This is a genomic window from Streptomyces sp. NPDC057271 (assembly GCF_042668715.1).
In the GTDB taxonomy this organism is placed as follows: domain Bacteria; phylum Actinomycetota; class Actinomycetes; order Streptomycetales; family Streptomycetaceae; genus Streptomyces.
On record NZ_JBHUYJ010000159.1, the window covers coordinates 1 to 10,877 of the forward strand.

Annotated in this window: 9 protein-coding genes and 2 pseudogenes; 6 read left to right on the top strand and 5 right to left on the bottom strand. The window is 69.7% G+C overall.

All coding sequences use genetic code 11. The features are described from left to right. The 4 genes and pseudogenes from ACFUJR_RS37075 to ACFUJR_RS37090 all read left to right on the top strand — a co-directional run. A pseudogene (locus tag ACFUJR_RS37075) lies at positions 1-83 on the top strand (transposase); the annotation flags it as partial. 117 nt (positions 84-200) lie between these two features. After that, complete coding sequence (locus ACFUJR_RS37080; protein WP_383178900.1) at positions 201-746, top strand: winged helix-turn-helix transcriptional regulator; 546 nt, start codon at positions 201-203, stop codon at positions 744-746. Positions 747-898: 152 nt separating this feature from the next. Continuing rightward, a complete protein-coding gene (locus ACFUJR_RS37085) occupies positions 899-2,197 on the top strand; it encodes a cation:proton antiporter (RefSeq protein ID WP_383178897.1) in 1,299 nt (432 codons plus the stop codon). Beyond that, entirely contained in the window at positions 2,194-2,727 is a 534-nt protein-coding gene (locus ACFUJR_RS37090; RefSeq protein ID WP_383178894.1) for a flavin reductase family protein, read from the top strand. The genes ACFUJR_RS37085 and ACFUJR_RS37090 overlap by 4 nt, the downstream gene beginning before the upstream one ends. Before the next feature lie 36 nt (positions 2,728-2,763). Here the strand turns inward: ACFUJR_RS37090 and ACFUJR_RS37095 are convergent, their stop codons facing one another. The 3 genes from ACFUJR_RS37095 to ACFUJR_RS37105 all read right to left on the bottom strand — a co-directional run bounded on the left by ACFUJR_RS37095 (position 2,764) and on the right by ACFUJR_RS37105 (position 5,033). Next, the gene (locus tag ACFUJR_RS37095) at positions 2,764-3,423 is read right to left on the bottom strand and encodes a TetR/AcrR family transcriptional regulator (protein ID WP_383178891.1); all 660 of its coding nucleotides are present in this window, start codon (positions 3,421-3,423) and stop codon (positions 2,764-2,766) included. Positions 3,424-3,678: 255 nt separating this feature from the next. Next, positions 3,679-4,284, bottom strand: coding sequence for a response regulator transcription factor (locus tag ACFUJR_RS37100; RefSeq protein ID WP_383178888.1), 606 nt, complete (start codon positions 4,282-4,284; stop codon positions 3,679-3,681). A gap of 179 nt (positions 4,285-4,463) precedes the next feature. Beyond that, entirely contained in the window at positions 4,464-5,033 is a 570-nt protein-coding gene (locus tag ACFUJR_RS37105) for a TetR/AcrR family transcriptional regulator (RefSeq protein WP_383178885.1), read from the bottom strand. Positions 5,034-5,311: 278 nt separating this feature from the next. On the opposite strand from ACFUJR_RS37105, the gene ACFUJR_RS37110 reads away from it, so the two are divergent. Together ACFUJR_RS37110 and ACFUJR_RS37115 are read left to right on the top strand one after the other, a co-directional pair. Continuing rightward, on the top strand, positions 5,312-6,523 hold the full coding sequence (locus ACFUJR_RS37110; RefSeq protein ID WP_383178882.1) for a cytochrome P450: 1,212 nt from the start codon (positions 5,312-5,314) through the stop codon (positions 6,521-6,523). A 72-nt stretch (positions 6,524-6,595) separates the two neighbouring features. Then, entirely contained in the window at positions 6,596-8,164 is a 1,569-nt protein-coding gene (locus ACFUJR_RS37115) for a flavin-containing monooxygenase (protein WP_383178879.1), read from the top strand. 68 nt (positions 8,165-8,232) lie between these two features. Here ACFUJR_RS37115 and ACFUJR_RS37120 read toward each other — a convergent pair whose 3' ends face one another. Both ACFUJR_RS37120 and ACFUJR_RS37125 read right to left on the bottom strand, forming a co-directional pair. Then, positions 8,233-10,440 (bottom strand): MMPL family transporter, encoded by a 2,208-nt coding sequence (locus tag ACFUJR_RS37120; protein WP_383178876.1) that lies wholly within the window; start codon positions 10,438-10,440, stop codon positions 8,233-8,235. 297 nt (positions 10,441-10,737) lie between these two features. Further along, positions 10,738-10,877: pseudogene (locus ACFUJR_RS37125) on the bottom strand (2-oxoacid:ferredoxin oxidoreductase subunit beta); the annotation flags it as partial.

Genomic DNA, 10,877 nt, shown 5'->3' on the forward strand with positions numbered 1-10,877 from the left:
TCCGCCGCTACATCATCTGGCGAAACCGCCACGCCGACGACCGGCACCTACGCGCCGTCGTCGACAGGGCGAACGTTGCCTGATGCGGCACTAGGAGCCCCGACCGGGTCTTGCCGTTTTCTTTCCGGTCGTCCTCCTCGGACCCGGCGACACCACAGGCTGGGCACAGAGACCATTCCGATCGCCCAGGGGAGCTGACGGTGAGTGGCGAACGCGTGAGCGGCACGGACGGTGGGCGCACGGAGTCCTCCCCGCAGGCCGGGCCGAAGGCGCGGATCCCCGACTGCCCGCTGGCCCGTACGGTCGGGGTCATCGGCCCGTGGTGGACCCTGGAGATCCTGCACGAGGTCCTCGACGGCCATGACCGGTTCGAGGCGATCCGCCGCAACCTGGAGACGCCCGCCGAGGTCCTGCGGGACCGCATGGACCAGCTCGTCACGCGGGGCCTGCTCGACACCGAGGACGGGGCGGCGGCGCCGGAGGACCGGACGTACCGGCCGACCGACGGCGGCCGCGCCCTGCGCCCGCTCATCCTGGCCATGGCCGCCTACGGCAACCACCGGCTGTGCCCGGAGGACCGCAGCCTCATCGTGGTCGACGCCGCGACGGGTGCGGAGGCGGACCCGGTCGTGGTGGACCGGGTGACCGGCCGGCGCCTCGACACGGCCGACTTCCTCTTCGCCCGCGGCCCCAGGGCGAGCGAGGCGATCGCCGCCCGCTATCCGCAGGTCCCCGAGCGGCGCTGACGCGCGCGTCGACCGGTCCGGCCGACGGCACCGACACCGACGGCCGGCTCCTCGACGCACCGCCCGCCGGAACGCCGGCGCGGGCCCACGACCGCCGCGCGCCCTGTGAGAGACCGAACGAACCGGAACGGCCACGAAAGGCCCCCACCATCATGGATCCATCGGACTTCCTCGCACGAGCCGTGCACGTGATCGTGGCGCTCGCCGCCCTCCTGCTCCTGGCCCGCGCGGGCCGGGCCGCCGCCCGGTGGCTGCGTCAGCCGGAGGTGGTCGGCGAGGTCACGGTCGGTCTGCTGGTCGGACCCGTCGTGCTCGCCCTGTCCGACCGCGCCCTGTTCGACGCCCTGCTGCCGGCCGCCGTCATCGACGTGCTCAAGCTGGTCGGCCAGACGGGGATCGTGCTCTATCTGGTCGGCCTGGCCCACAAGTTGCGGCCTGGGCCCGGCGGCCCGCCGCGGCAGGCGCTCACGGCGCTGACCGCCGGTGCGTTCGTGGTGCCCCTCGCCACGGGCCTGCTGCTGGTGGGTCTGATCGGGCTCACCCACGACGAGGCGGCCCGCGGCCACGCGCCGCTGCCCGCGTTCTTCCTGATGGTCGCCGTGACGATGTCGATCACCGCGGTGCCCGTGCTCTCCCGGATCCTCGGCGACCGGGGCCTGAACGACTCGGCCGAAGGACGGCTCTCGCTGGCCTCCGCCATCGTCATGGACAGCATGGGCTGGATCCTGCTCACCCTCGCCATCGGGCTCGGCGCGGGCCACCTCGGAGGCCTGTGGGAGTCCTTCGGCGCCCTCCTCGCGGGCGGCGGCTGCGCCCTCCTGCTGCGGCTCGGGCTGCGCACCGGCACGGCGCGCCGGCTGTGCCGCAGGATGCCGAGGACCACCGCGGTCCTGCTGGGCGGTGCCGCGCTGGGTACGGCGATGCTGACCGAGCACTCCGGCATGACCGCCATCGTCGGCGCCGCGATGGTCGGCCTGGCGATCCCCGGCGAGGACCTCGCCCCCTGGGCCAAGCCGGTGGCCGCGGTGTCGCACACCGGACGGCTCCTGACGCCGGTCTTCTTCGTGGTCACGGGCGTCACCGTGCTCATCAAGGCCTTCACCGCCGCGTCCTGGACCCTGATCGTCGGCACGCTGGTGCTGGGCTGCGTGGGCAAGCTGCTGGGTGGCTACCTCGGCGCGCGGTTCGCCGGCTCGCCCCGCCTGCCGGCGCTCCGGATCGGTGTCCTGATGAACACCCGGGGGCTGACCGAGCTGATCGTGATCGAAGCCGGGTACAGCGCGGGCATCCTGCCCGCGCCGCTGGTCCTCGCCCTGGTGGTGATGGCCCTGGCGACCACGGCCATGACGGGGCCGCTGCTCCAGGTCGTCGACCGGGCCGAGCGGCGCGGCGCCGTGCCGGAACCCGCCGTACTCCCCCGCACCGTGGCAACGGAAGGCAGCACCCGATGAGCGAGCACTCGACCGCGGCCCACTCGCCCCAGGTCACGGTGGCCGAGGCGTCGCCCGGGGAGTTCCGCGCCATGATGAGCGGCTTCCCCACCGGGGTGGGCGTGGTCACCAGCGTGGACGCGACCGGCGCGCCGTGGGGCATGACCTGCTCCTCGGTGTGCAGCGTCGCCCTCACACCGCCGACGCTGCTGGTGTGCCTGCGCTCGGGCAGCCCGACCCTGGGCGCCGCCCTGGACCGTGGCGCCTTCACGGTCAACCTGCTGCACGAAGGCGCCCAGGACGCCGCCGAGTTGTTCGCATCGGGCGATCCGCACCGGTTCGATCTGCTCCCGTGGGAGCAGGACCCGGACGCCTCCGGGCCCCATCTGGTGCGTGACGCGCATACGGTGGCCGACTGCGGGGTCTCCCTGACCCAGACCGTGGGCGACCATGTGATCGTCTTCGGCGAGGTGCGCCGCATCGTACGGCTTCGTCCGCGGCCGCCCCTGCTCTACGGGCTACGTCAGTTCAGGCCGTGGACGAGCGCCTGACCACTCACCGGCGCTCCGGGGAGGGGCGCGGTGGCGTCACGCGACGCCCTGGCTCAGGAGTCCGTCGACGACGGCTTCGAGTCCTCGCTGGTAGTGACCCGTTCCCGCGATCTCGGTCAACTGGCCTCCCAGTCCGGCCAGAAGGGGAAAGGCGGTCGGGTCGAGCGAGAGCATGGCCCGCTCCCACGGTGTGCTGTCGCCCCGCCGCCGGGCACGCTCCCGGTTGAAGCGGACGAGCAGCTCACCGAGGGTGTAGTACCAGATCACGCGGTAGGCGTGGCGGGCCTTCTCGTGGTTCAGTCCGCAGGCGACCGCGGCATCGATCATGCTCTCGACGATCCGTCCGGTGGGGGTGCTCACGCGGCCGTCGGGGGTGAGCGCGTCCACCGCCCAGGGGCAGTTGGCGAGCATCTCGTGGAGGCTGCGGGCGCCGGCGAGGAGTCGCTCACGCGGTTCGCGCGGCAGCTCGGCCGGGGGAAGCCGCTCGGTGCGTACCTCCAGCAGGAGGAGCAGCAGTTCGTCCTTGTCCTTGACGTGGTGGTAGAGCGCCATGGGCGTGCTGGACATGTCCTTCGCCAGGCGGCGCATGGAGAGGTGCTCCGCCCCCTCCTCGGTGAGGATCCGCTCGGCGCTGCGGAGGATCGCCTCCCGCGAGAGACGGCGTGGCCGGCCGACGCGTCGGCCGCGGGGTTCCATGGGATCAGCGCTCCGAACCGTTGAGAGGTGGCGTGCCGACCGGTGCCGTGCCCGGATCACGTCATGGAGAGCGGAACGCTTCGGCCGGCCGGAATGTGCAGTCGGAGAATTCGAATGACGTCGGTCCAATCGAAATTCCCGACCAGCGTATGGGGGCGGATCGGCGGTCGGCAACAGGAGAAGCGAACGGCCGGGTGTGTGTTTGTCACCCGGCCGGGACGACCGTGTCCCGGGAATCCGGAACAGGGTGTCGGTTCAGATCCAGTGCGCGTCCCGCGCGACGCGCAACGCGTCGATCCGGTTCCGCACGCCCAACTTCGTCACCACGTCGGAAAGGTAGTTGCGCACGGTGCCCTCGGAAAGGCACAGCTTTCCCGCGATCTCCATCACCGTGTCTCCACGGGAGAGCAGTTCGAGCACGGAGAGCTGACGCACGCTCAAAGGGCAGTCCTCGTTCGCCACCGCCGCGACGGTCAGCGCGGCGTCGAAGACCCGCTCGCCCTGATGCACCATGCGAATGGCCTCCAGAAAACGCCCGGGCGAGACATTGCGCCGGACCATGCCGGCGATCTCGCCCGTGAATGCCCGGCGGACGACCGACCGGGTGCAGGCGGTGGCCAGCAGCAGGGTGCGGCAGTCCGGCAGGCTCGATATCTTCTCGGCTATCTCGATGGTTTCGTCGTCCCGGCCCTCGTAACTGATGATCGTCACATCCGGCCGGCACAGTTCCGCGAACTCGAGTGCGGCCCGATTGCTGTCCACCGCTCCGGCGACCCTGATCTCGCCACGCTGATCCAGTAATGCCGTGAGTGAGGCCCGGGACAAATGCAGTTCATCGAATACCAGGACATCAATACTCACCCGGCTCCCCCTTCGCCACCGCAAGGACGCATGACCGCAGCATACGCGTACGAAAAATCGGCTCGCCCTCATTCTGGCCTCGGAGTCGTCCTGGTCAAGCTCGACTTAGGAGAGGCTAAGTGGCCGCTATAACGGAACTATAGATTCCGCATTCTTGGGCGGCGGGGAACCGGCCCGCTTCAACGGGTGTTCTGGCTGAGCAGCCCGTCGATCACGGCTTCGAGGCCCCGCCGGCGGTCATCGGTGGAGGTCGTGGCCCGCTCCCTGAAGGGCCGCGCCGTCAGCTCGCCGACGAGGTAGAACCAGATGACGCGGTAGGCGTAGACGGCGTCGGCCGGGCTCAGCCCGCAGAGCACCAGCGCGTCCACGATGCTCTCCACGATCCACGTCGCGGAGGTGCTCACGAACTTGTCGGAGGCGAGGACCTCCACCCCCCAGGGGCAGTCGTCGAGGATGTCGTGGAGCGTCTGCGCACCGGCGACGACGCGCTCACGCGGGTGCTCGGGGAACTCGGGCCGGGGGATCCGCCGGACGTACGCGTCGAGCAGCAGCATCAACAGCTCGTCCTTGTCCAGCACATGGCGGTAGAGGGCCATGGGCGTGCTGGACAGCTCCCTGGCCAGGCGCCGCATGGACAGGTGCTCCACCCCTTCCTCGTCGAGCACGCGCTGCGCGGCCGCGAGGATCGCGTCTCGGGACAGTCGAGGCGGTCGCCCGAGCCTGCCGGGCCTCGAGTTGGGGGACTGCACAGTTCCGCTTCCTTCACTGTTCCGTGCCGTCGGCGCCGCGATGCGGGCGGCTCCGAGACCGCAGAGTCTAGGCCTGACAAGCCGTCGGACAATCAGGAGGTACCACGCATCGGAAGCCGTCTTTCGCATCACTTGGCCGGGAGGCCGAAATACGCGCGTGCCACAGCCCGGTGGCCGCAGGTCGGATGCCTCGAAACTCTTTCCCGGCAGCGGGTCGTGGCGGAAAGGAACCGGCAAGATTCCGGGCGGCCCCCCAAGTCCGCTGTCAGTCTGAGGCAATGAGTCAGCCCGCTCTCGATGTTCGTTCCCTGGACCTGACCGACCCGGCCACCTTCGCCGAGAACGACGTGCACGAGTTCTGGCGCGAGGTGCGTGCGCGGCGTCCCGTCTACTGGCACGAGCCCACGGACCGGAATCCCGGTTTCTGGGTGGTGTCCCGTTACGCGGACATCCAGTCGCTCTTCCATCATTCGGCTCTGATCTCCGCCCGCGGAAACGTCCTCGACGTCGTGCTGCGCGGCGACGACTCGGCCGGCGGAAGCATGCTGGCGGTGACCGACGGCGCACGCCACCGCAGCCTGCGGAATCTCATGTTCACCGCGTTCACCCCCCGGGTCCTCGGCGAGGTCGTCGAAAAGGTCCGGCAGCGTACCGACGAACTCATGTCGGCCGTGGTCGAGAGGGGGACGTGCGACTTCGCGGCCGAGGTGGCCGAGAAGATCCCCATGAACACGATCTGCGACCTGCTCTCCATTCCGGCCGCGGACCGCGGGCAGTTGCTGCAGTGGAACAAGATGGCGCTCTCGTCGGACCGTGCGGACAGCAGTGCGCTCGACGCGATCGGCGCCCGCAACGAGATCGTGCTGTACTTCATGGAACTGGCCCAGGAGCGGCGGGACAGCCCGGGCGGCGACGTCATCAGCATGCTGGCGACCGCGGAGTTCGAGGGCCGGCAGCTGACCGTCGAGGAAATGGCCGTCAACTGCTACAGCCTGATCCTCGGCGGCGACGAGACGTCCCGGCTCTCGGCGATCTGTGCGGTGCTGGCGCTCATCGAGAACCCGGATCAGTGGGACGCGCTGCGGTCGGGCCGGGTCTCCCTCGACACGGCGGTGGAGGAGGTGATCCGCTGGGCGACCCCGGGGATCCACCTCGCACGCACCGCCGTCGAGGACTTCGAGGTCGGCGGGCAGCTGATCCGCGACGGCGACATCGTCACGCTGTGGAACATCTCGGCCAACAACGACGAGTCCGTCTTCGACGAGCCGCGCCGGTTCGACCTGTCCCGCACGCCCAACCGGCACCTGTCGTTCGGCCACGGACCGCACTACTGCCTGGGCGCCTTCCTGGGGCGGGCCGAACTGCGGGCGCTGCTGAGCGCGCTGGTGGACAAGGTCGCGCGGATGGAGCTGCGCGGGACGCCCCGGCCCATCTACTCGAACTTCCTCACCGGCTACGAGAGCCTGCCGGTCCATTTCGAAAGCCGCTGACCCGACCGGAGTGTCCGGCCCCAGCGAGAGCACGTCACATCAGAGGAAACACTCCGAGGCGGAGAGGTAAGCATGAGGAAGAGTGTCTGTGTCATCGGCGCCGGCCCATCGGGACTGGTCGCGGTAAAGGAGCTCCTGGACGAAGGTCATGCGGTGACCTGCTTCGACCGCAACACCGATCTCGGCGGGGTGTTCAGGGAAGAGGTCGGAGCCGACGAGGCGGGCGCCTACGACTCGACGATGCTCACCATCTCCAACTACATGATGACCTTCTCCAGTTTCCCTCCGCCGCTGGGCCAGGAGAGGCTCTACTGGTCCGCGGCCGAGTACCGGCAGTACCTGAGGGACTTCGCCGAGAAGTTCGCCCTGGAGCCCACCATCCGGTACGGGACCGACGTGCTGAGCGTGGCGAAGAACGACAGCGGCGGGTACGACGTCGAGGTCGCCCCGGTGGACGCGCCCGAGAACAGGACGGTGCACCGGTTCGACTCGGTCGCCATCTCCACCGGAACGCACCGGGTGCCGAACTACATCGACCTGCCCGGCCAGGAGGACTTCGCGGGTGAGATCGTCCACTCGGCCCACTACCGGAACGCCGAGCCGTTCCGCGGCAAGCGGGTCCTCTGCGTGGGCATCGGCGAGACGGCCGCGGACGTCGTCAACGAGATCGCCCAGGTGACGGAGAGCTGCACCCTGTCCGTGCGCCGCTACCAGCCGATCGTCGAGCGGTACCCGGCCGGCCGACCGTTCACCAACGACGCGTACACCTCGCAGCTGCTCCACTCGGTCCCCCTGGCCGCCGCCGGTACCTTCATGCGGCTCGGGATGAACCGGAACAAGAGCCGGGGCAAGACCGCCGCTGCCCGCGCCGTGGCCGACTGGAACTCGAAGAACCCACACTTCTTCAACCACTTCCTGACGAAGAACGACGCGTTCATCCACCGGATCGTCGACAGCACCCTGACGGTCAACGCCTCGGGGATCGAGCGGCTCGGCAAGGACTACGTCCTCTTCAAGGACGGCCGGCGCGAGAAGATCGACACGATCATGCTCAACACCGGCTACGTCGAGGACTTCAGCATCCTCAAGGACGTGAACGTCACCGACGTGCGCAGGCTGTACAAGCACATGATCCATCCGGATCTCGGCCTCGGCGTGGTCTTCATCGGCTGGGCCCGGCCGGCCGCGGGCGGGGTTCCGGCCTGCTCCGAGATGCAGAGCCGCTACTTCGCCCTGCTGTGCAGCGGCAAGAAGGCACTGCCGGACCGGGTGCGGCTCCAGAACCTCATCGAGCGGCAGGCGTCGTACGAGAACGAGGTCTTCCACGGCAACCCCGACCTGCGGACCCTGGTCCACTACAACCACTACATGCTCGACTTCGCCAAGATGCTCGGATGCCTGCCGTGGCACCCGGCCCTGGTCCTGGACCCGCGGCTGGCCCTCCGGCTCTGGTGCGGCTCCCAGACACCCCACGTCTACCGGCTGTTCGGCCCGCACAGCAGTCACCGTGCCGCGCGGAGGACGGTCATGAGCCTGCCGCCGGCGTTCAAGACGTCCCAGGTCCTGGGGATCACCGCGGTGAGCCTCGTCTCACGGGCGCTCATCGCCCTGGGCCTGATGAAGCCCGACCCCCTGTACTGACACGAGCCAGGACTCCGTGGCGGTCGGCGACGTATGAGCGCCGGCCGCCACGGTCATGTCCGGGCGGTTCAGGCGGCCGGAACCGGCTGCCGCTCGGTGTCGTCCGCCGTGTCTCCCTCGCTGAGGCCGACACGGTCGTGCAGCTTGCGCAGACTCCGCGGGGCGTACCAGGCGGCTCCGCCGAGGATCCGCATCGCCGCGGGCACCAGGACGCCGCGCACGAGGAGTGCGTCGATGACCACGGCGAGACCGCTGCCGATGCCGAACATCATCAGGAAGCTGATGTCGCTGGTGCCGAAGGCGAAGAAGCTGACCGAGAGCAGACCGGCGGCGACGGTGACGATCCGTCCGGTCCTGGCCAGTCCCTGCGTCACCACGGTGTCGCGGTCGTGACCCGCGTCGTGGAGCTCCTTCATCCGGCTGGTCACGAACACCTCGTAGTCCATCGAGAGTCCGAAGGCCACGCAGAAGAACAGCACGGTCATCGAGGTGTCCAGCGGCTGCGGCGTGAACCCGAGCCACGAGGAGAGATGGCCGTCCTCGAAGATCCAGACCATCACGCCGACCGAGGCGGCGAGGCTGACCGCGTTCAGCAGGAGCGCGCGCAGGGGCTGGACGATGCTGCCGGTGAAGAGGAAGAGAAGGATGAAGGTGGTGACGACGATCAGTCCGGCGGCGATGGGCAGCCGGACGCCGATGGAGTGCTTGGAGTCGACCAGGCGGGCGTCCTGGCCGCCGACGAGCACCTCGGTGCCGTTGGGCGGGGCGACCGCGCGGATCTCCTTGGCGAGGCTCTGGGCCTCCTCCGACTTGGTCTCGTGGCCGATGGTGACGACGAGCCGCTGGGCGTCGTCGCGGCCGAGGGCCGCTGCGGCGGGACCGGGCTTGCCCGCGGCGCCGTCACGGTACGAGCCGGTGCTGGTGGCCACCTGCTCGACGCCGTCCAGCCGGGACACCTCCTTCGCGTACTCCTGGAAGGCCGCTCCGGTGGCGCCGTTCAGCGCGACGATCTGTACGGCGTTGTTGTCGTCGCCCGGGAAGTCCGCCTGGAGCTGCGTGGCCACCTGGCGGCTGCCCGCGCTCTCGGGAAGGACGCGCTCGTCCGGCGTGCCGAAGGTGACGGAGAGCAGGGGGCTCGCGGCCAGCAGCATGATGGCGAGGACCGGGAGCGCGGTCAGGGCGGGCCTGCGCATGACCAGGGCGGCGAGCTTGCCCCAGAACGGCGTGTCGGTGCGCTGCACGCGTGCGGCCCAGGGCAGGCGGCCCTTGTTCACCCGCGCCCCGAGGGCGGCGAGCATCGGCGGGATGACGAAGAGGGCGCTGAGCGCCGAGATGAGGACGACGCCGATGCCCGCGTAGGCGAAGGAACGGAGGAAGAAGGGCGGGAAGATGAGCAGCGCGGCGAGCGCGGCGATGACCGTGGCCGCCGAGAAGACGATCGTCCGGCCGGCGGTCTGCACGGTACGGCGCAGGGCGTCGTCGACCTCCGCACCCGCGGCGAGCTGCTCGCGGAAGCGGCTGACGAGCAGCAGCGCGTAGTCGATGCCGAGGCCGAGGCCGAGGGCGGTCGTCAGGTTGATCGCGAAGACGGAGACCTCGGTGGCGCTGCCGATGACGAAGAGCTCGGCGAAGGTCCCCATGACCGCGAACATCCCGATGACCAGCGGAAGGAGCGCCGCGACGACACTGCCGAAGGCGAGGACGAGCAGGATGAGGGTGATGGGTACGGCGATGGCCTCGGCCACCGCGAGGTCCTTGCCGACCTGGGTGGTGACATCGTTCATGATCGCGGAGAGGCCGCCGGCCTGGACGTCGACGCCGTTCTTGACGCCGCCGTACTCCTCGATCAGTTCCTTGGCGAGGTCGGCGCGTTCGTTCTCGTCACCGTTCACATGGGCGAGGACGAGGGCCTTCTTGCCGTCGTGGGAGGTCAGGGCCTCGGCCCCGGTGTCCCAGTACGAGATGACGTTGCCGACCTTCGAGTCCTCCTTGAGTCCGTCGGTGAGGGTACGACCCCGCTCCTCGACGGCCGGCGAGTCGAGCGGGCTTCCGTCCACGGCACGGACGAGCAGGACGAGGTCCGTCTCGCCGCCGAACTTGTCGTCGATGACGCTCTGGGCGCGCGCGGAGGGTGCGTCGGGGTCGTCGAAGCCGCCGCTGAGCAGCTTGCCGAAGGCCCCGACACCCAACGCGCCCATGAGCACGACGGCGGCGGCGGCGATCACAAGAAGTAACCGGGTTCTGCGCAGTGCGAGTTCGGCGATCCTGGTGAGCACGGTGGGCACTTCCCTTGGTGAGTCGAGGGTGGAGACGCGGTGGGACCGCGCGAGGACGTGGGGGCGGCGTGGCCCCGGCCGCACATACGGGGCCACACCACGAGCCGCGATGCGAGCGGCGACGCACCCGCTCCGCACGGAGAGGGTGGAACCAGAATAGACAGTAGCACTAGCCGTTGTCTACTGGAAAGCTATGCGTGGAACGGTATGCCGCCCCTCGCCTCATGCCTCTCCTGACGGACGAAGCCCGGCCCCCGCGTGCGGGGGCCGGGCTTCGTCGGGTGTGCGTGCCCTCTGTCAGCCGGCGACGGTCCAGGTGTCCTTGCCGGTGAGCAGCGGACGGAGGTCGCCCTTGCCGTGTTGTTCGATGGCGGTTTCGAGTTGGTCGGCCATCAGCGTGTCGTAGACGGGGCGTCGGACGGAGCGGAAGACGCCGA